At 71.4% G+C, this 21,507-nt stretch carries 19 protein-coding genes and 1 pseudogene; 10 read left to right on the forward strand and 10 right to left on the reverse strand.

Annotation, left to right across the window (positions count from 1 at the left end; translation table 11 throughout):
- Positions 1-95: 95 nt before the first annotated feature.
- Positions 96-527 (forward strand): annotated as a pseudogene (locus tag ABZ297_RS38785) (molybdopterin cofactor-binding domain-containing protein); the annotation flags it as partial.
- A gap of 82 nt (positions 528-609) precedes the next feature.
- Entirely contained in the window at positions 610-1,083 is a 474-nt protein-coding gene (locus ABZ297_RS38790) for a DUF6328 family protein (protein WP_355356923.1), read from the forward strand.
- 16 nt (positions 1,084-1,099) lie between these two features.
- On the opposite strand, the gene ABZ297_RS38795 is transcribed toward ABZ297_RS38790, so the two are convergent.
- Together ABZ297_RS38795 and ABZ297_RS38800 are read right to left on the reverse strand one after the other, a co-directional pair.
- A complete protein-coding gene (locus ABZ297_RS38795) occupies positions 1,100-2,578 on the reverse strand; it encodes an alpha/beta hydrolase (RefSeq protein ID WP_355356925.1) in 1,479 nt (492 codons plus the stop codon).
- Positions 2,579-2,685: 107 nt separating this feature from the next.
- On the reverse strand, positions 2,686-3,636 hold the full coding sequence (locus ABZ297_RS38800) for a carbohydrate kinase (RefSeq protein ID WP_355356927.1): 951 nt from the start codon (positions 3,634-3,636) through the stop codon (positions 2,686-2,688).
- A gap of 149 nt (positions 3,637-3,785) precedes the next feature.
- On the opposite strand from ABZ297_RS38800, the gene ABZ297_RS38805 reads away from it, so the two are divergent.
- Genes ABZ297_RS38805 through ABZ297_RS38820 form a run of 4 tightly spaced genes read left to right on the forward strand, consistent with a single transcriptional unit; the run spans position 3,786 to position 7,583 of the window.
- A complete protein-coding gene (locus ABZ297_RS38805) occupies positions 3,786-4,766 on the forward strand; it encodes a sugar ABC transporter substrate-binding protein (protein WP_355356929.1) in 981 nt (326 codons plus the stop codon).
- 1 nt (position 4,767) lies between these two features.
- Positions 4,768-5,739: an ABC transporter permease gene (locus ABZ297_RS38810; protein WP_355356931.1), complete on the forward strand. Its 972-nt coding sequence runs from the start codon at positions 4,768-4,770 to the stop codon at positions 5,737-5,739.
- The gene (locus ABZ297_RS38815; RefSeq protein ID WP_355356933.1) at positions 5,736-6,548 is read left to right on the forward strand and encodes an ATP-binding cassette domain-containing protein; all 813 of its coding nucleotides are present in this window, start codon (positions 5,736-5,738) and stop codon (positions 6,546-6,548) included. The genes ABZ297_RS38810 and ABZ297_RS38815 overlap by 4 nt, the downstream gene beginning before the upstream one ends.
- Before the next feature lie 36 nt (positions 6,549-6,584).
- A complete protein-coding gene (locus tag ABZ297_RS38820) occupies positions 6,585-7,583 on the forward strand; it encodes a LacI family DNA-binding transcriptional regulator (protein ID WP_355356958.1) in 999 nt (332 codons plus the stop codon).
- 46 nt (positions 7,584-7,629) lie between these two features.
- On the opposite strand, the gene ABZ297_RS38825 is transcribed toward ABZ297_RS38820, so the two are convergent.
- A complete protein-coding gene (locus ABZ297_RS38825) occupies positions 7,630-8,451 on the reverse strand; it encodes a PIG-L family deacetylase (RefSeq protein WP_355356935.1) in 822 nt (273 codons plus the stop codon).
- A 73-nt stretch (positions 8,452-8,524) separates the two neighbouring features.
- A complete protein-coding gene (locus ABZ297_RS38830; RefSeq protein ID WP_355356937.1) occupies positions 8,525-9,916 on the reverse strand; it encodes a tetratricopeptide repeat protein in 1,392 nt (463 codons plus the stop codon).
- Between the two features lie 227 nt (positions 9,917-10,143).
- On the opposite strand from ABZ297_RS38830, the gene ABZ297_RS38835 reads away from it, so the two are divergent.
- Entirely contained in the window at positions 10,144-10,554 is a 411-nt protein-coding gene (locus ABZ297_RS38835) for an SSI family serine proteinase inhibitor (RefSeq protein WP_355356939.1), read from the forward strand.
- A gap of 102 nt (positions 10,555-10,656) precedes the next feature.
- On the opposite strand, the gene ABZ297_RS38840 is transcribed toward ABZ297_RS38835, so the two are convergent.
- Entirely contained in the window at positions 10,657-11,823 is a 1,167-nt protein-coding gene (locus ABZ297_RS38840; RefSeq protein WP_355356941.1) for an MFS transporter, read from the reverse strand.
- 62 nt (positions 11,824-11,885) lie between these two features.
- On the opposite strand from ABZ297_RS38840, the gene ABZ297_RS38845 reads away from it, so the two are divergent.
- From ABZ297_RS38845 to ABZ297_RS38855, 3 genes are read left to right on the forward strand one after another with little or no spacing between them, the layout of a single operon-like run.
- Positions 11,886-12,860, forward strand: a complete 975-nt coding sequence (locus tag ABZ297_RS38845; protein WP_355356943.1) for a LysR family transcriptional regulator — start codon at positions 11,886-11,888, stop codon at positions 12,858-12,860.
- A complete protein-coding gene (locus tag ABZ297_RS38850) occupies positions 12,857-13,213 on the forward strand; it encodes a hypothetical protein (RefSeq protein ID WP_355356944.1) in 357 nt (118 codons plus the stop codon). Before ABZ297_RS38845 ends, ABZ297_RS38850 begins: the two co-directional genes overlap by 4 nt.
- The gene (locus ABZ297_RS38855; RefSeq protein ID WP_355356946.1) at positions 13,210-13,650 is read left to right on the forward strand and encodes an NUDIX domain-containing protein; all 441 of its coding nucleotides are present in this window, start codon (positions 13,210-13,212) and stop codon (positions 13,648-13,650) included. The genes ABZ297_RS38850 and ABZ297_RS38855 overlap by 4 nt, the downstream gene beginning before the upstream one ends.
- Positions 13,651-13,654: 4 nt before the next feature.
- Here the strand turns inward: ABZ297_RS38855 and abc-f are convergent, their stop codons facing one another.
- The 5 genes from abc-f to ABZ297_RS38880 form a co-directional block, all read right to left on the reverse strand.
- Entirely contained in the window at positions 13,655-15,298 is a 1,644-nt protein-coding gene (abc-f, locus tag ABZ297_RS38860) for a ribosomal protection-like ABC-F family protein (RefSeq protein ID WP_355356948.1), read from the reverse strand.
- 353 nt (positions 15,299-15,651) lie between these two features.
- The gene (locus ABZ297_RS38865) at positions 15,652-17,169 is read right to left on the reverse strand and encodes an acyl-CoA synthetase (RefSeq protein WP_355356950.1); all 1,518 of its coding nucleotides are present in this window, start codon (positions 17,167-17,169) and stop codon (positions 15,652-15,654) included.
- A gap of 102 nt (positions 17,170-17,271) precedes the next feature.
- Positions 17,272-19,467: a choice-of-anchor J domain-containing protein gene (locus ABZ297_RS38870; RefSeq protein ID WP_355356952.1), complete on the reverse strand. Its 2,196-nt coding sequence runs from the start codon at positions 19,465-19,467 to the stop codon at positions 17,272-17,274.
- Positions 19,468-19,585: 118 nt separating this feature from the next.
- Positions 19,586-20,557, reverse strand: coding sequence for an LLM class flavin-dependent oxidoreductase (locus ABZ297_RS38875; protein WP_355356954.1), 972 nt, complete (start codon positions 20,555-20,557; stop codon positions 19,586-19,588).
- Between the two features lie 35 nt (positions 20,558-20,592).
- On the reverse strand, positions 20,593-21,507 hold a 915-nt coding region (locus ABZ297_RS38880), incomplete at its 5' end, for a hypothetical protein (protein ID WP_355356956.1).

Genomic DNA, 21,507 nt, shown 5'->3' on the forward strand with positions numbered 1-21,507 from the left:
GCCGATCAGGTCGTCGTCGCTGAGCTCCTCACCGTGCTCGCGGACCAGCATGCCGAGGATGTCCGCGCCGGGATTCTCGCGTTGGGCGGCCACCATCCTTCGGCGCCCAGTTCGCCGAGGTCCGGGTGGACGAGGACACCGGCGAGGTCCGCGTCTCGCACCTGCTCGGCGTCTTCGCCTGCGGCCGCATCGTGGACGCCGACCTGGCCCGCTCGCAGTTCGTCGGCGGCATGACGATGGGCCTGGGCATGGCCCTCATGGAACAGACGGTGACCGACGAGCGGTTCGGCGGCTTCGTCAACCGCGACCTCGCCCAGTACCACATCCCGGTCTGCGCGGACGTCGAGCGGATCGAGGCCGTCTGGCTGGACGAGCACGACGAGCGGCTCAACCCCATGGGGTCCAAGGGCATCGGCGAGATCGGCATCGTCGGTACCGCCGCCGCCATCGGCAACGCCGTGTACCACGCGACCGGCCGCCGCGTCCGCGACCTGCCCATCACGCCGGCCAAGCTGCTGGAACGGTGAGCGGCGGCGTCCACCAGGTTTGAAAGCCGGCACCTGGATAGACGTAGTCTCAGGAGCTGATCTCGGGCGGGAGGCGACGCGCGTGGAGCAGGAGACGGAGAAGGAGCGGGCCGACCGCAACTTCGTGGAACTGCTGCAGAGCGCGCGGGTGGCCGTCACCGGGGTCCAGGTGCTGTTCGCGTTCCTGCTCACCGTGCCGTTCTCCAACGGCTTCCCCGAGCTGGGCGTGTGGGACCGGAGACTGTTCTACGTGGCGCTGGTCGGCGCCGCCGTCGCGTCCATCTGCTACATCGCGCCGGCGGCGCAGCACCGCATCCTGTTCCGCCAGGGGCGCAAGGAGGCGCTGGTCTTCCGGTCGAACCGGTACGGCATCGCGGGGGCGCTGGCGCTGGCCGTCTCGATGACGGCGGCGACCATGCTGGTGGTGGACTACCTGTTCCACATCGCCGTGGCGGTCGCCACCGCCGCCGCCATCGCCCTGCTCGCCCTGTGGACGTGGTTCGTCCAGCCGGTCCTCGACCGCCCCCACCGCGACGGCGGCACCAGGGGCCGCTGATCGCGGCCCTCCGGTGTCAGATCTTCGGGCAGGTCGTTCCGTTCTTCGGCGGTACCCCGTCGATCAGGTAGTGGTCGATCGCCTCGTCGACGCAGGACGAGCCCGACCGGTACGCGGTGTGGCCGTCGCCGTCGAAGCTGAGCAGCACGCCCGAGGAGAGCTGCGACGCCATCGCCTGGGCCCACTTGTACGGCGTGGCCGGGTCGCGCGTGGTGCCGACCACCACGATCGGCGCCGCGCCCTTGGCACGCAGCGGCTTGACGCTCGCCAGGCTCTTGACCGGCCAGTACAGGCACGGTGTCGGGCCGCCCGAGACGTAGGGGCCGAAGTGCGGCGCCAGCGACACGCTCTTGCGGGTCATCCGGGCGTAGCCGGCCGCCGTGCCGGGGTAGGCGTGGTCGCGGCAGTTGATGGCGGTGTTCGCGTCGTTCTCGTTGCTGTAGCTGCCGTCGGCCTCGCGCCCGTAGTACAGGTCGGCGAAGGCCAGCAGGATCGTGCCGTCGCCCTTGAAGGCCGCCGTGAGCGCCCGCCGCAGGTACGGCCAGGCGTCGCGCTGGTAGAGCGGCATCAGCGTGCCGGTCACGGCCAGCGCCTCGGTGAGCTTCCTGTCGTCGCGGCTGTTGCGCAGCGGGGTCGAGTCGGCCCGCTTGAACAGCGCGTCGAGCTTGGCGAACGACGCGCCGACCTCGTGCGTGGGGAAGGGGCAGTCCTTCTGCTCGAAGCAGTCGCGCAGGAACGCGGTGAAGGCCACCTCGAAGCCGCGCGACTGGTGGGAGTTGATCTGGGCCATGGTCAGCGTGGGGTCCAGGGCGCCGTCGAGGACGAGGGCGCGCACCTTGGAGGGGAACAGGTCGGCGTAGGTGGCGCCCAAGTAGGTGCCGTACGACTTGCCGAGGTAGGTGAGCTTCTTGTCGCCGAGGGCGGCGCGCATGACGTCCATGTCGCGGGCGGCGTCGGCCGTGCCGACGTGCGCGAGCAGCTTGCCCGACCTGGCCTGGCAGCCCTTGGCGTAGGCCCGCGACGCCTCCTGGAGCTTCTTGGTCTCGGCGGCGGAGTCGGGCGTCGGGTCGAGGGCGACGTAGGCGTCCGTCTGCGGGCCGGTCAGGCAGCGCACGGGGGTGGACTTGCCGACGCCGCGCGGGTCGAAGCCGACGACGTCGAAGCGGGCCCGGACGTCGGCCGACACCTGCGTCTTGGCCTGCTTGGCGTAGTCGATGCCGGACCCGCCGGGGCCGCCGGGGTTGAGCACGATCGAGCCGATCCGCTGGCCGGTCGCGGGGAGGCGGATCAGGGCCAGCTCGATCCGCTCGCCCGCCGGTTTCGCGTAGTCGAGCGGCACCTTCAGCTTGGCGCACTGGAAGCCGCCGCCGCAGTCGGACCAGGCGGGCCGCTGGTTGTAGAAGGACGTGAGCGGGTCCTGCTGCGGCCCGGTGGTGAAACCCGAGACGAGCAGGCCGATCACGGCGGGCGAGAAGATCCGCAATAAACGTCCCATGTGTGTGTCCTGTCCTGGTGGCGCCGGTTACTGAGTTGATTATCGGGCCACTGGGGTTGCGCCCGCCTTTAATCGCGCTTGCCCGGTCCGCCGCCTGCTCGCCGGCGTCACGCGCCGTCCGCCAGGTGGTCGGCGTCGAGGTCGGTGAGCTGGTACGCCCAGGGCGGGTTGGCGCCGGCGACCGCGCAGGTCATGGCCGCCACCTGGGCCGCGAACGCCGCCGCCTCGGTGGCCGTGTCAAGATCGAGCCCGTCCAGGCGTCCCCCCAGGAGGCCGCGCGCGGACAGGTGGTGCAGCAGCCCGGCCGTGAACGCGTCGCCCGCGCCGACCGTGTCCACCACCCGCACGCGTGGCGCGCCGACCGTCGCCCGCGCCCCCTCCAGGGAGACCAGGGCCCCGGACGCGCCCCGGGTGACCACGATCAGCCGGGCCCCGGCGGCGTGCCAGGTGTCGCAGGCGCGCTCCATCGGCTCGCCCGGCAGGAGGAAGGTCAGGTCGTCCTCGCTGAGCTTGAGGATGTCGGCGATGCCGCACCAGCGCGTCACCTGGTAGGCCTCGCGCGCGGCCAGGCTGGGCCGGACGTTGGGGTCGATCGAGACCGTCGCCTGCCCGGCCGCGGCCGCGGCGAAGGACTCCACCACGTCCCGCCCCGGCTCGCGTACCAGCGCCAGCGAGCCGGTGTGCAGGCAGGACGCGCCGCCGAGCCCCGTCAGCTCGTCCGGGGACCACTGCCAGTCGGCGGTGCCCTCGGCGTGGAAGCTGTAGGCGGCCTGGCCCTGCCCGTCCAGCGCCGCGACCGCGAGCGTGCTGGGCTCGGCCGCCCGCACGCTCGCCGACAGGTCCACGCCGGAGGAGACGAGGTGGTCGCGGAACAGGTCGCCGAAGACGTCGCCCGACAGGCGGCCGAGGAACCGGGTGGGGGTGCCGAGGCGCGCCAGGGCCACCGCCGTGTTCGCGGGACCGCCCCCCGGCAGCACCCGCAGCGCCAGCTCCGTGAGCTCGCCGGGACGCCGGTCGGCGAAGGCGTCCGCGACGCACTCGCCCAGGACAGCGATCATCGGGCCCTGCCTCTCTGGCTCGTTGCCCATTTGTTACGACATGAAGGCATTGACGTTTCTCGAATCGGAGTTCATCATCGCAACACGGCCGATGTCAACGATGACATATGTCAACGATGACATCGAATCTCCGCTGATAGGAAGCGTCCATGATTGCAAGAATCTCGGCCGGTTTGCTGGCCGCTGCGCTGCTCGCCACCGGATGCGGCGGCAACGGCCAGCAGACGTCCTCCACCCCCAAAGTCGGACTGATCACCAAGACGGAGACCAACCCGTTCTTCGTGAAGATGAAGGAAGGCGCGCAGAAGGCGGCCCAGGCGTCCGGCACCGAGCTGATGACCGCCGCCGGCAAGTTCGACGGCGACAACGCCGCCCAGATCACCGCGATCGAGAACATGGTCGCCGCCGGAGTGAAGGGCATCCTCATCACGCCGAGCGACACCAAGGCGATCGTCCCGGCGATCAAGAAGGCCAGGGACGCGGGCGTCATGGTGATCGCCCTGGACACCCCCACGGACCCGCAGGACGCCACCGACGCGCTGTTCGCCACCGACAACCTCAAGGCGGGCGAGCTCATCGGCCAGTACGCCAAGGCCGCGATGGCCGGCAAGCCCGCCAAGATCGCCACCCTGGACCTGGCCCCCGGCATCACTGTCGGGCAGCTGCGCCACGACGGCTTCCTCAAGGGGTACGGCATCGCCGAGGGCGACCCGTCCATCGTCTGCTCCCAGGACACCCGCGGCGACCAGTCCAAGGGGCAGACCGCGATGGAGAACTGCCTGCAGAAGGCCCCCGACATCAACCTCGTCTACACCATCAACGAACCCGCCGCCCTGGGCGCGTACACCGCGCTGAAGGCCAAGGGCCGCGAGAAGGACACCCTGATCGTCTCCGTGGACGGCGGATGCACCGGCGTCAAGGCGGTGCAGAGCGGGCAGATCGCCGCCACCTCGCAGCAGTACCCGCTGAAGATGGCCGAGGACGGCGTCAAGGCCGTGGCAGAGTTCGCCAAGACCGGCAAGAAGGCCTCGGGCTACACCGACACCGGCGTCACGCTGGTCACCGACGAGCCGGCCACCGGCGTCGAGGCCAAGGACACCGCCTTCGGCCTGGCCAACTGCTGGGGCTGAGATGGCCGTCATCGAAGCGGCACTACCGCGCCGGATCCTCACCACCCCCGTCGCCGGCCCGTTCATCGCGCTGGTGCTGGCGTGCGCGTTCTTCGCCCTCAGGACCGATCAGTTCCTCTCCGGCGGCAACTTCTCGCTGATCATCCAGCAGGTCATGGTCGTCGGGACGCTCGCCATCGGCCAGACGCTGATCATCCTCACGGCGGGCATCGACCTGTCCAACGGCGCGATCATGGCGTTCGGCGGCATCGTGATGACCAAGCTGGCCGTGACCGGTGAGCTGCCGCCCCTGCTCGCGATCGCCGCCGGGCTCGCCGTGTGCGCCGCGTTCGGGCTGGTCAACGGGCTGCTGGTGACGCGGATCTCGCTGCCGCCGTTCATCGTGACGCTCGGCATGCTGAACGTGGTGTTCGCGCTGACCCACATCTACTCGCAGGAGCAGACCGTCACCCAGCTCCCGGACCTGCTGACCTTCCTGGGCCGGACGTTCCAGGTCGGGCAGACCAACGTCACCTACGGCTCGCTGCTGACGATCCTGCTGTTCCTGCTCTTCGCCTACCTGCTCGGCCAGACCGCCTGGGGACGCCACGTCTACGCGCTGGGCAACAGCCCCGAGGTGGCGCGGCTGACCGGCATCCGCACCCGGCGGCTGACCATCGGCGTCTACACCCTCGCCGGACTCGTCTACGGCATCGCGGCCCTGCTGCTGGTCTCCAGGACCGGCGTCGGCGACCCGCAGGCGGGCCAGACCGACAACCTCGACAGCATCACCGCCGTCGTGCTCGGCGGCACCAGCCTGTTCGGCGGGCGCGGCCTGGTGCTCGGGACGCTGATCGGCGCGCTCATCGTCGGGGTGTTCCGCAACGGCCTGCAACTCATGGGCGTCCCGTCGATCTACCAGACGCTCATCACCGGCATCCTGGTGATCCTCGCCGTCGCCGTCGACCAGCTCTCCCGCAGGAGGAACCGATGACGACCCCCGTCCTCCAAGCACGCGGCCTGGTCAAGCGCTACGGCCACGTGACCGCGCTCGACGGCGCCGACTTCGACCTGATGCCCGGCGAGGTGCTCGCCGTCATCGGCGACAACGGCGCGGGCAAGTCCACCCTGATCAAGGCCCTGACGGGCGCGATCCAGCCGGACTCCGGCGAGATCATGCTCGGCGGCGAGCCCGTCCGCCTGCGCAGCCCGCTGGACGCGCGCAAGCACGGCATCGAGACCGTCTACCAGGACCTGGCCGTCGCCGCCTCGCTCGACATCGCGACCAACATGTTCCTCGGCAGGGAGATCCGCAAGCCCGGCCCGCTGGGCACGATCTTCCGGCTGCTGGACAAGAAGCGGATGCGCGCCGAGTCCGCCGAGCACATGGCCGCACTGAAGATCGGCCTGCGCTCGCTCACCCAGCCGGTCGAGTCGCTGTCCGGCGGGCAGCGGCAGGGCGTGGCCGTGGCCAGAGCCGTCGCCTGGGCCTCGCACGTGGTCGTCATGGACGAGCCGACCGCCGCGCTCGGCGTCAAGGAGTCCGGCCAGGTGCTCGACATGATCAGACGGGTCCGCGACCGCGGCCTGCCCGTCGTGCTGATCAGCCACAACATGCCGCACGTGTTCGAGATCGCCGACCGCATCCACGTCCAGCGGCTCGGCCGCCGCGTCGCCCAGGTCAAGCCCGCCGACCACAGCATGGCCGAGGTCGTCGCCGTCATGACCGGCGCCCTCCAGGTGTCGGACGGCAAGGCGGTGGTGGCCGACAAGAGCGCGGCGGAGGCGATCGGCCTGTCGTGACGAGCCACTAGCATGGTCGAAATGCGGCGTCCCACCATGGCAGACGTGGCCCGTGAAGTGGGGGTCACGGCCAAGACCGTCTCGCGGGTGCTCAACGACGAAGGGCCCGTCGCCGCGGAGACGCGCGAACGCGTCCTGCAGGCGGTACGCAAGCTGGGCTACCAGCCCAACCTGATGGCCCGCAACATGCGCGTCGGGGCCCGTGACGCCGCGATCGGCCTGGTCATCCCCGAGATGGGCAACCCGTTCTTCGGCACGCTCGCGGGCGGCATCGAGAACACGGTCAGGGCCCGCGGGCTGACCCTGATCGTCGGCTCGTCCAGCGAGACGGCCGAGCTGGAGCAGTCGCTGATCGCCGCGTTCCTGGCGCGCAGGGTCAGCGCCCTCATGGTGGTGCCGTCGGCGGCCGGCGACCACCGCCACCTGCGCGGCGAGCGGGCGGCGGGCCTGCCGATCGTCTTCCTCGACCGGCCCGCCGTGGGGCTGACCGCCGACTGCGTGGTCAGCGCCAACCGCGAGGGTGCCGCGGCCGGGGTCGGCCACCTGATCGGGCACGGGCACCGCAGGGTCGGCTTCGTCGGTGACCTGCCCGCCACCCTCTACACCCGCCGCGAACGCTTCCAGGGCTACCGCGACGCGCTGGAACGATCCGGGCTCCCGTTCGACCGCGCGCTCGTGGAGAGCGGCCACGACCAGGACGCCGCCAGCGCCGCCACGCTCCGCCTGCTGGCCCTCGACGACCCGCCGACCGCGCTGTTCGCCGCCAACAACCTCGCCTCCATGGGCGTGGTGGTGGCGCTCGCCCGCGCGGGCCGCAAGGACGTGGCCGTCGTCGGCTACGACGACCTGCCGCTGGCCGAGGTGCTCGACCCGCCGCTGACCGTCGTCGCCCAGGACCCCGCCGCGATCGGCGGCGCCGCGGCCGACCTCGTCCTGGCCCGCCTGGACGGCGACCGCTCGAAGGCACGCCGGACCCTGGTGCCGACGCGCCTGATCGTGCGCGGCTCGGGCGAGCTGCCTCCGCTCAGACCGTGATCGGGGCGGCCCGTCGCCGGTCGGGAACCGGCTCGGGGCCGAGCGCTCAGCGCAGGCCGGCGAACAGGTCGTCCTCGTGGTCGGGCGCCTCGACCCGGCACGACACCCGGATGAACGCCTCGTGCGAGAACACCTGGTGCTGGGCCTCCTCGGGCATGCGGAGCAGGAAGATGTTCTCGCCCTGGCTCTCGTGCGCCTGCAGCGCCTTCAGCTTGCGCTCCACGTACGGCGAGACGTCGATCATGGACGTGACCAGCTCGTCGGGCGTGCCGAAGTCGTCGGACGGCTCGAAGTCGCCGAAGTCGACGCCGCTGGCCCGCATGCCCTCGAACATCTGCTTGACACCGGAGCGGGGGATGGCCGTGTAGTAGAACTTGGCCGGGATGCCGGACGCCTCGGCCGCCGCGACCGCCACCCGGTGCGCCTGGACGTGGTCGGGGTGGCCGTAGCCGCCACCGCCCGTCTCGTCGTAGGTGACCACGACATCCGGCCGGTAGTGCTCCATCAGCGCGACGAGCTTCGCGGCGGCCGTCTCGACCGGAACGTTGGCGAACGCGGCGCCGTGCTCGTTCCCCTCCCAGCCGTCCATGCCGGAGTCGCGGTAGCCGAGCAGCTCCAGGTGGTCGATGCCCAGGTGGGCGACCGACTCGCGCAGTTCCTCCAGGCGCTGGCGGGCCACCGCCTCGTCGTCGTGGCCGGGGTCGCCGGGCTTGACCCCGCCAGGGCCGTCGCCCTGCTCGCCGTTGGTGCAGGTCACCAGAACCGTGCGGATGCCCTCGTCGGAGTAGCGCGCGAGGATGCCGCCGGTGCTGATGACCTCGTCGTCGGGGTGGGCGTGCACCGCCATCAGGGTGAGTTGCCGATCCATGGGGGGAGAGCCTACTCGCCGGCACCGACAGAATCCGGATCAGGTCCGCCACCTCGGCTCCCGCCGCGCGGGATCAGGCTCGCCGCGCCAGTTCCTCCGCGCGGAGGCGGGCCGCCGCGGCCGCGGCGCGGTCGCCGAGCCGCTCCGCCAGCGCGCCCTGCTTGAGCCAGTTGAACGGGCTGCACGGCCGGACGTTGATCCGCTCGCTCACCAGCACCCGCGCCAGCTCGAGGCGCCCGCCGCGCAGCGCCGCCTCCAGCAGCGTCTTCTGGACGGCGTCGCGCTGCGCGTGGCTGCCGCCGAACTCGTTGACGCGGTGTCTGATCGGGTAGAGCAGGTCCACCACGGCGTCGTAGTCGGCCTTGCCGAACGCCACCAGCGCCCTGCACACCGGCAGCCCGACCCTGGCCGTCATGGCCTGGTTGGTGACACCCGGACGCGGCTCCGCCAGGTACGCCTCCCGGCCTCGGATCAGCTCCTCGGCGTCCTGGAAACGTCCCGCGCCCACGTACGACATGACGGCGTGCATGTCGTTGAAGGCGTAGAACGGCTCGGCCACCCTGACCGGCCAGGCGTCGGCCAGCGCCCGCCACCGCTCCTCCTCGGGCGAGCCCTCCAGGAGCAGCCGCCACAGCAGCGCGGCGGCGTCCAGCAGCTCCATGGACGACTGCCCGCCCGCCAGCACCGCGTCATAGATCGCCAGGGCCCTGGCGACGTCGCCCGACTCCAGCGCGTACAGCGAGTAGTGCCACCAGTTGTGCACGTTGAAGAACGTGCCGGTGGACCAGTCGTCAAGTCTGGCGTCCAGGTAGCGGACGCCGTCACCGAACCTGCCCTGCATCTCGTAGGTGTGCACGACCGCGTGGATGCCCCACACGTCGCGCGCGTTCAGCTCGACCGCGCGCAGCCCCACCTCCTCCGATCTGTCGTAGTGGCCCGCCTCCTCCAGCCCGAACGCGTACATGCCGAGAACGTGGCCGAAGTGCCTGTCGTCGTCGTGCCAGGCGTTGAGCGCGCCGCCGATCCTGTCGCGCAGCGACCGCGCGTCGCCGGTGAAGAAGTCCACCTGGTGGCCGGCGGCGAGGGCGAGCGCGTCGCGAGGGTGCTCCTCGGTGATCCTGCCGAGCAGCGTGCCGCAGGTCAGGAAGTCGCCGTCGAGCAGCGCCTGGACGGCCTCGACATGCGCGCGCTCGCGGGGGAGCAGTGACAGGTGGTCGATCCTGGCACGCCAGGCGGCGAAGCGCTGCCGGGCGGCGCGCGCGTCGTCCGCCTCGGTGGTGAGCAGCCCCAGGTAGGCGGCCAGCACCTGGCCCATCGGGAAGTCCGGCGAGTCGGCCAGCGCGGCCGCCGACTCGGCGTCGACCTCGACGCGGAAGTGGAGCAGCTCGTCGATCGCCTGGTCGTAATGGCGGACGGCGGCACGGCTCGCGCCACTCATGGCCAGTCCGTGCTGGTCGATGGTCACCGCACCAATATAGCTATCTATTCGGTAGGAAATATCGCTTGGCGCTCCTCTCGGGGGTCGCGTGGCGGAGGAAACGGCGGGCCGGGCTGTTCAGGGGCGATTCGCTCCGTGCGGCGTTCCGGGGACGTCAGGGGCTCTGTCCGGAATCGCGGGTCAGAAGATCCACGATGAGGGCGCACGGTGATGATAGCGTCACGCTGCGTATCCAAGGTTGAAGGGGGTCTTCCTTGTCCATTCTCCGTTCTCTCGCCCGTCCAGCCGCCGTCACCGCCGCCGTCCTGGCGGCGGCCACGCTCGGTGTCGCGGCCCCGGCGCAGGCCGGTGGCCTCGAAGGCGAGCTCAGGATCACGGTCAGCGACATCCAGCGCGGCACCTCGGAGTACTACGTCCTCACGTGCGGCCCCGACGGCGGCAGCCACCCCACGCCACGAGACGCCTGCGCGAACCTCCGCGACCTCAACGGAGACCTCGACGCGATCAGGGAGCCGGGACGTCCCTGCGTCAAGCTGTGGAGCCCGCGTCACGTCGAGATCCGCGGCTACTTCCACGACCAGTCGGTGTACTTCGACCATGAGTACCCCAACGCCCACTGCATGGCGATGGCCGCCAGCCCGATCGTCCCGAGCCAGTGGCGGTAGAACCGCCCAGCGGATGACGGATGACGGAGGCCCCGTGACGAGCGCGTCACGGGGCCTCCGCGCGTCAGCGTCCCGGCGGCGCGTGGCCTGACCGGCCGCCTGTCAGTTGACCGGTCGTCTGGCCGCCGTCAGGACCGCTGCCACGCCCACCAGGAGCCAGCCCACCGTTAGGACGATCAGCCAGCCCCACCCGAACCGTCCGTAGACCGCGCTGCCCACGGTCCCTCCGGCGCCGCTGCCGAGGTAGTAGCAGAGCGTGTAGAGCCCGGACGCCCTGCCGCGCGCCCGTGGCGGGGCCTCGGCCGCGACCCACGCGTTCGCGATCGCGTGTGCGGCGAAGAACCCGGCGGTCAGGACGGCGAAGCCGAGCGCCATCAGCGGCAGCGCGTCCGAGACCGTCAGCGCGGCGCCGGCGGCCGTCGCGGCGAGCGACGTCACGAGGGCCGCCGACTGTCCGAGCCTGCGCACCAGGCGTCCCGCCGCGGCCGAGGAGACGGTCCCCATGGCGTAGGAGAGGAACACGAGGGACGCCGCCGCGGGCGCGAGGCCGATCGGCGGCGCGGCCAGCCGGAAGCCCGCCGCGTTGTAGAGCGCGACGAACGCCCCCATCCCCAGCACCGCCACCGTGTACGGCGCGAGCAGCCGCGCCCCGAGCCGGGTCTGCTCGCCGTCGTCGACCGAGTGCGGGGCCCGCCGCGACGGGGGGAGTACGGCGGCGGCGAACACCGCGCACACCAGCGAGACGCCCGCGACGACCAGCAGCGCGCCGTGCCAGCCCAGCGGCCCGGCCGCGAATCCGGCGCCGAGTCGTCCGAGCATGCCGCCCACCGAGTTGCCCGCGATCATCACGCCGACGGCGGACGGCAGCCTGGCCGTGCCGACCTGGTCGGCCAGGTAGGCGGCGGCGACGCCGGGGAAGCCCGCGATCGCCACGCCCTGCAGCGCCCGCATGACCAGCAGCACGGGGAACGACGGCGCGAGCGGCAGCAACAGCCCGAGCACCGCCGAGGCGATCACCGAGCAGACGATCACCTGCCGCCTGTCCACCCGCTCCGACAGCGCCGCCAGCGGCAGCACCGCGAGGGCCAGCGCGGTCGTGGCCACTCCGATCGCCAGGGACGCGCCGCCGGGGTCCAGGTGGAACGCCGTCGCGAGCTGAGGGAGGACCGGCTGGGGCGCGTACAGCAGGGCGAAGGAGGAGACGCCCGCCGCGGCGACGGCGGCGCCGACCCGCCTGGTGCTGACGGGAGCGCTCAGTTCGAGGACCACTCCAAAAAACTAAGCAAAGCTAATAAATGCGTCCAATGCTGAAAAGGGCGATAATTCATACCATGCTGGATGAATCTGCGGATCTGGAGTTGGCGGCCCGGCTCGCGCCAGCGCTGGCGCTGCTCGCCGCGCTCGGCGAGACCGGGCACGTGACCAGGGCCGCCGAGCTGCTCGGCATCCCGCAGCCCACCGTCAGCAGGCGGCTCGCCGCCCTCTCCGAGCTGGTCGGCGCGCCCGTCGTCATCCCAGCCGGGCGCGGCATCAGGCTGACCAGGGCCGGACGGACCCTGGCGGGTTCGGCCGCCCGCGCGCTCGGCGTCGTGGCCGCCGCCGTGCGGGAGGTCCGTGAGGAGGCCGACCCCGGCAGCGGGCACGTCGTCCTCGGCTTCCTGCACCTGCTCGGCCGCTCGCTGGTGCCGTCGCTGGTGAAGGGCTTCCGCGAGCGCAACCCGCGCGTCCGCTTCAGCCTGGTGCAGGGCTCCCGGCAGGACATGCTGCGCGGCCTGCGCGACGGCGAGATCGACCTGGTGCTCGTCGCGCCGCTGCCGGACGACGACCCCGACCTCGCCAGCGCCGCGCTCGCCGACCAGGAGCTGGTGCTGTCGGTCCCGTGCTCCCATCCGTTCGCCGTGCGGGAGCACGTGCGGCCGGCCGACCTCGCGGACGAGGAGCTCGTCACGCTGGAGCACGGGTACGGGCTGCGCCGGATCACCGACGACCTGTGCGCGGAGGCCGGGTTCCAGCCCAGGATCGCGTTCGAGGGGCAGGAGTCGGAGACCGTCCGGGGGCTGGTGGCGGCGGGGCTGGGCGTGGCGCTGCTGCCGCGCTTCGGCCCCGCGCCGCCGTCGGGGGTGGCGGAGGTCCCGCTGTCGCCGCCCGTGCTCCGGACCATCGGGCTGAGCTGGCCCGTGGGGGAGCGGCTGACGCCCGCCGTCCGGGCGTTCCGCGACCACGTCCGCTCGGGCGCGGCCGACGTGGGGCCGGGCTTCAGGATGCGCGATCCTGTCGGAGGCGTCGGGCAGACTCGGGGATCGTGACACACGACGGTGACGCGGGCGCGCCGGGCTCGCTGGCCGGCGCGCTGGCCGAGGTGGCGGCGGAGCGACGGGCGCAGGACAGACGATGGGGCATCCAGGACGTCCCCGACGGCACGGGCGCGTCCTGGGCCGGAGGCGACGGCGCCGACGCGGCGGAGCAGGCCAGACGTGAGGTGGGCGAGGCGGCGGCCAGGGGCGAGCTGACCTGGCGGCACATCCTGCACGAGGAGGTGCTGGAGGCCTTCGCGGAGGACGATCCCGAGCTGCTGCGCGCCGAGCTGGTGCAGGTCGCCGCGGTGGCCGTCAAGTGGGTGCAGGCTCTCGACCGGCGGCGCGACGGGCTCGCCCGGTGAAGCGGCGTTATCGCAGCGTCGTCGACGTCCATCTCGTGCTGCGCCGGGGTGGCCTGATCCTGCTGGCCGAGCGGGCCAACACCGGATTCGCCGACGGCGGCCTGAACCTCCCGAGTGGCCACCTGGAGGAGGGCGAGTCGGTCGTCGACGCCGTGATCCGGGAGGCCAGGGAGGAGGTCGGGGTGACCGTCGATCCCCCCGATCTCAGATTTCTGCACGTGATGCACCATCGAGGCGCCTCCGGTGAGGCCCGCGTCGGGTTCTTCTTCGAGGCCGTCCGGTGGGAGGGCGAGCCGGTGAACATGGAGCCGCACAAGTGCGCCGGGCTGCTGTGGGCCGACCCCGGCGCGCTTCCCCCGAACACGGTGGCGTATCCGGCCGCGGGCATCACGCAGTGTCATCGCGGGGCCGTGTTCGCCCTCGACGGCTGGGGTTGAGGGCTCAAGGCAGGCGGCTGACCTCGGGCCCCGTCTCCAGCAACCGGCCCTCGGAGAGCTGCAGCCAGCGGCCCACGTTGATCTCCGCGAGGAACCGCTCGTCGTGGCTGACCACCACGAACGCGCCTTCGTAGGCGGCGAGCGCGCTCTCCAGCTGGCCGACGCTGACCAGGTCGAGGTTGTTGGTCGGCTCGTCCAGCAACAGCAGCTGGGGTGCCGGTTCGGCGCACAGGACGCAGGCCAGGGTGGCGCGCAGCCGCTCGCCGCCCGACAGCACCCCGACCGGCAGGTGCGCGCGCGAGCCCCGGAACAGGAAGCGGGCGAGCAGGTTCATCCGCTGCGCCTCCAGCATTCCGGGCGCGAACGCGGCCAGGTTCTCCGCGACGGTGCCGTCGAGGTCCAGCAGGTCCAGCCGCTGCGACAGGTAGGCGACTCGGCCGTCGGCCCGCCTGATCCGGCCGTCGTCCGGCTCCAGGTCGCCGTTGAGCAGGCGCAGCAGGGTGGACTTGCCCGCGCCGTTCGGGCCGGTCAGCGCGATCCGCTCGGGGCCGCGGATGGTCAGCTCGACGCCCTCCCCGGCGAACAGGGCCCGCTCACCGTGGTGGACCTGCATCCGCTCGCCGAGGAAGACCGTGCGTCCGGCGGGGACGTGGGTTCCGGGCAGTTCCAGCGCGATCTTCTGGTCGTCGCGCAGGGCACGCCCGGCCTCGTCGAGCCGGGCCCTGGCATCGCTGACCCGCGCGGCGTGCGTCTGGCCCGCCCTGCCCGCCGACTCCTCGGCGCCCCGCTTCATGTTCCCGGCGAAGATCCGCGGCAGGCCCGCGTTCTTCAGATTGCGGGCGGCGTTGCTCGCCCGCCGCTCGGCCCGCTCGCGGGCCTGCTGCATCTCCCGCTTCTCGCGTTTGAGCTCCTGCTCGGCGCTGCGGATGTTCTTCTCGGCGACCTCCTGCTCGGCCCGCACCGCCTCCTCGTAGGCGGTGAAGTTCCCGCCGTAGAACCTGATCTCGCCCCGCTCGATCTCGGCGATCCGGTCCATACGGTCGAGCAGCGCCCGGTCGTGGCTGACCAGCAGCAGGCAGCCGTTCCAGTCGGCGAGCACGTCGTAGAGCTTGCGGCGCGCGTCGAGGTCGAGGTTGTTGGTCGGCTCGTCGAGCAGCAGGACGTCGGGCCGCTTCAGCAGCTGCGCCGCCAGCCCGAGGGAGACGACCTGGCCGCCGCTGAGGGTGCGCAGGTGCCGGGCGAGCTCGACGTCGCCGAGGCCGAGCCGGTCCAGCTGGGCGCGGGTGCGCTCCTCGATGTCCCAGTCGTCGCCGATCGTGGCGAAGTGCTCCTCGCTCGCGTCGCCGGACTCGATGGCGTCCAGAGCCCTGATCACCGGGGCGATCCCCAGGACCTCGGCGACGGTCAGGTCACCGGCGAGGGGCAGGCTCTGCGGGAGGTAGCCGAGCACCCCTTCGACGGACACGCTGCCGCCGCTGGGCCGGTACTCGCCGGCGATCAGCTTGAGCAGGGTGCTCTTGCCGGCGCCGTTCGGCGCGACCAGGCCCGTGCGGCCGGCGCCCACGGTGAAGGACAGGTCCTGGAAGACCGGGGTGTCGTCCGGCCAGGAGAAGGACAGGTTGGAGCAGACGATGAACGCGTCGGACATGCGAGTGACCTCGTGGTGATCGGGGCGTGCCGGGGCCGCCCAAGGAGAGAAAGGGGATTCAAGAAACGCCGACATGGCCACGGCGGCGCTCCTGCGCGCCTGCCGGTGGCCGAACACTCCCGGTATCACCCGGAGATGTCGTCGTCACCCACCACGTCTGGTATCTCCCTTTAGCTGATCACTCGTGACACACCCTAGCAGCCGATCGCCGCCGAGCCCTCAGGCAGGTCGAGCTCAAGGGCGTACCCGGCCCCGGACGACGACGTCCTCGCCGGGAACGCGCCGCGCGTGCCCTTCCGGTGAGCGACGCAAGGAACTGAGGGCCGCGCGGCCACGCTGCAGCGGGTCCGGCGTCAGAAGGCGTCGCGCAGCTCCCGCTTGAGGACCTTGCCGCTGGCGTTCTTGGGCAGCGACTCCACGAACACGACCCGCTTGGGCGTCTTGAAGGGCGCGAGCCGTTCCCGCAGGAAGGCGACCAGCTCGTCGGCGGTCAGGCCCGCGCCCGCGCGCAGCACGACGGCGGCCGTCACCGCCTCGATCCACCGCGGGTCCGGCACCCCGAACACCGCCGCCTCGGCCACCGCGGGGTGCTGGTAGATGGCCTCCTCGACCTCCCGGCTCGCCACGTTCTCGCCACCGGACTTGATCATGTCCTTCTTCCTGTCGACGACCGACAGGTAGCCGTCGGCGTCCAGCACGCCGAGGTCGCCGCTGTGGAACCAGCCGCCGCGGAGCGCCTCGGCCGTCCTGTCGGGGTCGTTCCAGTAGCCGAGCATGGCGTGCGGGCTGCGGTGCACGATCTCGCCCACCACCCCGGGCGGCACCGGCCGGTCGTCGGCGTCGACGATCCTGGTCTCGACGTTCAGCGCCGCACGCCCGGCCGAGCCGAGCCTGGTGAGCTGCTCGTCAGGGCCCAGGACGGTGGCCACGGGCGCCATCTCGGTCTGGCCGTAGAAGTTGAACAGCCGCACGTCCGGCAGCCGCTGGGCGATCTCCTTCAGCACCTCCACCGGCATGATCGAGGCCCCGTAGTAGCCCTTGCGCAGCGACGACAGGTCGCGGCGGTCGAAGTCGGGGTGGCGCAGCAGGCCGATCCAGACGGTCGGCGGGCAGAACAGCTTGGTCGCGCCCTCGGTCTCGATCGTGGCGAGGATCGCCGCCGGGTCGGCGCCGGGCAGGATCACGTTGGTGGCCCCGAGGTAGACGCCGGGCGTGAGGAAGCAGTGCAGCTGCGCGCAGTGGTAGAGCGGCAGCGCGTGCACCTCCACGTCGTCCGCGCTCATCTCGCCGTCGATCACGCAGGACACGTACTGGGCGATCAGGCCCCGGCTCGCCAGCGTGGCGCCCTTGGGCCGCGACTCCGTGCCGCTGGTGTACATGAGCTGGATCGGGTCGTCGTCGGCGACCTCCACCCGCGGCTCGGAGTCGTCGGGATGCGCCATCCACGCGGTGACCGGCTCCCACCCGTCGCCCTGCCCGATCACGCCCCGAACGGCGATCCGCTCCCCGGCTGCCCGCGCGGCGACCGGCAGCAGCGCCTCCTCCACCAGCATCCCGGTGGCGCCGGAATGGTCCAGGATGTAGGCGACCTCGTCGGCCCCGAGCATGAAGTTGATCGGCACGGAGATCGCGCCCAGCCGGGCCAGCGCGAAGTACGCCACCACGAAGGCGTGGTTGTTGTGGCTGAACACGGCGAACCTGTCGCCCTTGCGCACGCCCCGCGCGGCCAGCGCGTTGGCGGTGCGGTTCACCGTCGCGTCCAGGTCGGCGTAGCTCTGGCGCAGCTCGCCGAACACGATGGCGGTCTTGCCGGGGTGGCGCGCGGCCGAGCGCCGCAGCAGGTCGCCGATGGCGTGCTGGCGAGTCGTCATACCGATCCCTCACATGAGCAGAATGTTGTTCGGTGATCGTACGTCACCAGCGACCGGACGGGCGCCCGCCGCCGTGCGGCGGGCGCCCTCAGCGGATCCGCGTCAGGTCTGCGGGCCGCCACCCGGCTGGGTGACGCCGTTGACCTTCAGCGTGTACGGGGCGTACTGGGTTACCTGCTCCGTCGACTCGTCGTAGGCCACCACCGCGACCACCGTCGGGAATAGCGCGAACGGGGCGAGCTGGAGGCGGCTCAGGCTGACGGAGCTCTTGCCGTCGAACTCGGCCTGCAACGCCACCTGGTGCTTGTCGTCCAGGCCGATCAGCCGGACGTTCCAGTTCTCGACCGGAGTCGGGAAGACCTCGCTCGGCGAGTCGAACGGGTCGAGGCTGGAGCCGTCGCTGACCGCCGTGCCGCCGACCGTGACATCGTCGATCTTCCAACCGCCCTCGTTGACCCCGCCGTCGCTGACGTAGCGGAAGCCGAGGAGGATCTCCTTGCCCGCGTAGGCCGACAGGCTGTAGGAGTGCGGCTCGAAACCGGTGGTCGTGCCGTTGACGCCGGGGCCGAGCGGGCCTGCCACCGTCTTGTCACCGGCGATGGCGGTGTAGGTCTTGCCGCCGTCCGTGGAGACGATCACGTAGCCGTAGTCGAATCCGGACTCCGCGCCGTACTTGGCCAGGAAGCGCAGCGTCGGGTCGGCGGACGGGACCGTCAGCTTGGTGACAGCGGCCGCGTTCAGGTTGCTGGCGTTGCCCGACCACAGCACCGGGTTGCCGGAGCGGTCGGGGTCGTCGGAGACGACGGTCCAGGCCAGCGGGGTCGGCGGCAGCGTCTTGGAGCCGTCGAACGACAGCGAGCGCAGCTCGTGACCGCGCAGGAACGTCCCGTCGGACTTCTGCAGCGGCACGTAGTCGGCGCCGTTCGGCGCCGCGCCGGGAGTGGCGTAGGCGCGCGGGTTCGCCAGGTTGACGGTCGAGCGCAGGCTCGCCGTCGTCACCCGCTTCTTCGGGACGCCCACGATGACGCCCCTGTTCGACTCCCCGACGACCTTGTCCACCAGGGTCGCGCTCTGGAAGTCGTGGATGACCTGGTACATGTTCTTGACGCCCTGCGCGGCTAGGGCCGCCTTCAGGCTCGCCAGACCCTGCAGCTCGCCGTCGCGGTGCAGCTTGGACATGAACGCCGAGCCGTACCTGTCGTACAGGAACAGCATGAACGAGTAGGTGTTTCCGTAGTCCGCCAGCACCGCGCTGCCGTTGCCGCCCTCACCCCACAGGTTGAGCGAGTTCTCCGGGCCGCCGCAGTCGCGCGGGTTGGTGTTGTACGGCGTCTGGACGGTGCCGAAGCCCTGGAAGCAGTAGATGTGGCCGTCGGCGCCCTTGTCGAAGACCGTGGCCTTGGCGTTGACGTAGCCGGTGAGGGTCTGCGCGAAGTCCGACAGGCCCTCGTTCACCCAGGTGGTCTCCAGCGGGTCGGTGTAGTAGTGGGCCAGGTGCTGCCACTCGTGCGAGAAGGTGCCCTCGTACAGGTTCGGCCTGGCGCTCCGCGACGTGCACAGGTCCGACGTCGGGTCGTCCGGCGGGTTCGGGCCGGTTCTGTGCAGCCAGTCGAAGGCGTCGATCGTCATCACGTTGCGGTCGAGCAGCTCGTTGAACTGCGCGGAGAAGAAGCCCGCGATGTACGTCGGAGCGGCGGGGAAGGTGTAGTAGTTGTCGTCCCTGACGTTGTCGACCAGGGTGACCGTCCGGTTGCCCGCGCCCGTGTAGTCGCCGCCCTTGCCGTTGGCGTCCGGGCCGAGGACGGCGTTGGTGCCGTCGCGGTCGGGCGGCGTGCTGAAGGCGGCCGTCTCCTTCGGGTACATGTTGGTGTCGAACTGGGTCACCAGGTTCGCCACCTGGGCGTCGGTGATCTGCGTCGACGTCGGCACCTGGGCCCGGCAGTCACCGGCGGGGAAGGACAGGTCGTTGGCGACCCAGACCTCGATGTTGTTCCCCACGCCGCGCAGCGTGTAGTCCTTGCGGTACAGGGTGCCGTTGAAGTCGTCGAGGCCCAGCCACTGCCGGACCGTTCCCACGGGCGGCGTGTCAGCGGCCTGCGCCTTGGCCTTCGCCCTGGCCTCGTACTTGGCCGGCACCTTGACCGGCTTACCGTCCAGCTTGAAGTCCTTGCGGGACAGCTCCCTGACGTCGCTGGGAGGCGGCTGCTGGGGATCGGCTGCGGCTGTCGCCGGTAACGCCGATAACAGCGGCAGGAACAGCAGAGTGGCTGCGAGCCCGATGAGTCGGTTGCGCGCCATGGAACCCCCTTCTGGTGGGTGTTGCCCGGGTTGGTAGGGGTGACATGCCGTGACTATCGGGGTTTCGAACAAGCGCGCAAGTGATTCAATTGCCAACAAAACACCGCGAAATTGGTGCTCATAGGGCTGCCGCTAGCCGCCGGTAGGAGTCCAGCCGCTGGTCCAGGTCGTAGGTGTTCATCGTGACCAGCACCTCGTCCGCGCCGGTGGACTCGATGAGCGAGCCGAGCGCCACCGCCACCTCCGGCCCGGTGCCGTGGATCTGGCCCTTGCGCGCCTCCTCGAACAGGGCGCGCTCCCGCTCGGTCATCTCCAGCGCCAGGACCTCCTGCGGGGGCAGCAGCGGCGGGAAGACGCCGCGCGTCCGCGCGTGCGCGGTGGCCCACGCCTCGGGCAGCTGCAACAGCTCCGCCTCCGCGCCCGTCTCGCCGGCCGCGATGTTCACCGCCACCATCACGTACGGCTCGGCCGCCCAGGACGACGCCCTGAACCCCGCACGGTAGCGGGAGATCGCCTCGTGCGCGCGCGAGCCCATCCCGATCACCATCGGCAGGCCGTGCGCGGCGGCGATGTCCGCGCCCGCACCCATGGCCAGCACGAACACCTGGGGACGCAGCCCCTCGGCGGGCAGCGCGTGCACGCCCGGATACGCCGTCTGGTCGCCCGTGAAGAAGCCGAGCAGCTCGTCGAGCCGGTCGCCGAAGTCGTCGGCGTCGTCCTTGCCGTGGCCGAGCGCCCTGCGGATGCCGCCGGTGAAGCCCACCGAACGTCCCAGGCCCATGTCGACGCGTCCGGGATGCAGCGACTCCAGCACGCCGAACTGCTCGGCCACCACCAGCGGGCGGTGGTTCGGCAGCATCACCCCGCCCGTGCCCACCCGGATCCGCGCGGTGGCGGCGGCGACGGCCGCCGCCAGCACGGTCGGCGCCGACCCCGCCACACCCGGCACGCTGTGATGCTCCGACACCCAGAAACGGTGGTACCCGAGCGCCTCCGCCTGCCGCGCGAACCGCACGGTGTCGCGCAGCGCCGCCGCCGCGTCATGCCCCTGGCGGACGAGAGACCGGTCGAGAATCGAAAGCCTTGTCACACCTGTGTGCAACACGGACAGGCCGTAGAGATTTCCTACTTGCGAAAGAGGCCCACCGACCACCGCACCGGACGGTTGCCGACCTCGCCCGGCATGCTCAGCCTGATCGAGACCCTGAGGCGCTGCCCCTTGGGCACGCGGACCTCGTTCATCGCATAGGGCCACGGGCCGGACTCCCATACGCCGCAGCTGCCGACCACGCCGGTGATGGCGCCCAGGTAGCTGAACCGCAGGCTGCTCGCCAAGTCCCCGGTGCAGAGCTGGTCGAGGCCGTAGCTGTGACCGCCTTCGAGGTGGAACGTGGCCGTGGCGTCCTGGGGGAAGGTGCCCGTCTTCGTCTCGGCGAGCTTCCAGCCGGACACCTTCGCGGGGAACGGCTTCGGCTCCCCGGGATCGACCGGCTTGGCCGGCGGCATCCACTCGTACGCGGCCAGGAACCAGGTGCCGCGCTTGGGCTGCTGCGGCTCACAGGTGTTGCGGGCCTTGTCCCACACGCAGCCCCTGCCCCTTGTGGTGTCGTCGACTGTGACCGTGACCTGCTTGGCGCCCTTGGGCACAACCAGTGGCTGCAGAGCCAGGTGCCTGGAGCACACCGTGAAGGCGGCGGGCGGGAACATCCTCTCGCCGGTGGACACCCTCGGGCCGCTGTCGTCACTGCCCGTGCAGACCGCTCCCATGGCCAGCGGCTTGCCCGTGACCGGGACGGTGACCGTGGCCTTGGTGCCGCCCGCCAGCATGATCCGGGAGTCGGCGACGAGCCTGTACTCGGTGCCGTCGGGAGCGGTGAAGCGTTCGGGCAGCTTGGGGGTCGGCTTCGCGGGGGCAGACCCCATGGTGGCAGGCTGCGTGGCCGCCGGTCGCGCGGCCGTCGTGGCCTGCTGGAGCGGCTGCGCCGCAGTCTGGAGCATCGGGGCTCCCACCGCGAGCACCCCGAGCAGCGCCGTGGCCGC

It is taken from the genome of Nonomuraea sp. NPDC005983 (assembly GCF_040614375.1).
Lineage (GTDB): Bacteria > Actinomycetota > Actinomycetes > Streptosporangiales > Streptosporangiaceae > Nonomuraea.

Excerpts from the sequence above, each read along its gene's own strand:
- ABZ297_RS38795 (WP_355356925.1), bottom strand. The coding sequence starts at position 2,578 with ATGGGACGTTTATTGCGGATCTTCTCGCCCGCCGTGATCGGCCTGCTC.
- ABZ297_RS38800 (WP_355356927.1), bottom strand. The coding sequence starts at position 3,636 with ATGATCGCTGTCCTGGGCGAGTGCGTCGCGGACGCCTTCGCCGACCGG.
- ABZ297_RS38805 (WP_355356929.1), top strand. The coding sequence starts at position 3,786 with ATGATTGCAAGAATCTCGGCCGGTTTGCTGGCCGCTGCGCTGCTCGCC.
- ABZ297_RS38810 (WP_355356931.1), top strand. The coding sequence starts at position 4,768 with ATGGCCGTCATCGAAGCGGCACTACCGCGCCGGATCCTCACCACCCCC.
- ABZ297_RS38815 (WP_355356933.1), top strand. The coding sequence starts at position 5,736 with ATGACGACCCCCGTCCTCCAAGCACGCGGCCTGGTCAAGCGCTACGGC.
- ABZ297_RS38820 (WP_355356958.1), top strand. The coding sequence starts at position 6,585 with ATGGCAGACGTGGCCCGTGAAGTGGGGGTCACGGCCAAGACCGTCTCG.
- ABZ297_RS38825 (WP_355356935.1), bottom strand. The coding sequence starts at position 8,451 with ATGGATCGGCAACTCACCCTGATGGCGGTGCACGCCCACCCCGACGAC.
- ABZ297_RS38845 (WP_355356943.1), top strand. The coding sequence starts at position 11,886 with ATGCTGGATGAATCTGCGGATCTGGAGTTGGCGGCCCGGCTCGCGCCA.
- abc-f (WP_355356948.1), bottom strand. The coding sequence starts at position 15,298 with ATGTCCGACGCGTTCATCGTCTGCTCCAACCTGTCCTTCTCCTGGCCG.
- ABZ297_RS38865 (WP_355356950.1), bottom strand. The coding sequence starts at position 17,169 with ATGACGACTCGCCAGCACGCCATCGGCGACCTGCTGCGGCGCTCGGCC.
- ABZ297_RS38870 (WP_355356952.1), bottom strand. The coding sequence starts at position 19,467 with ATGGCGCGCAACCGACTCATCGGGCTCGCAGCCACTCTGCTGTTCCTG.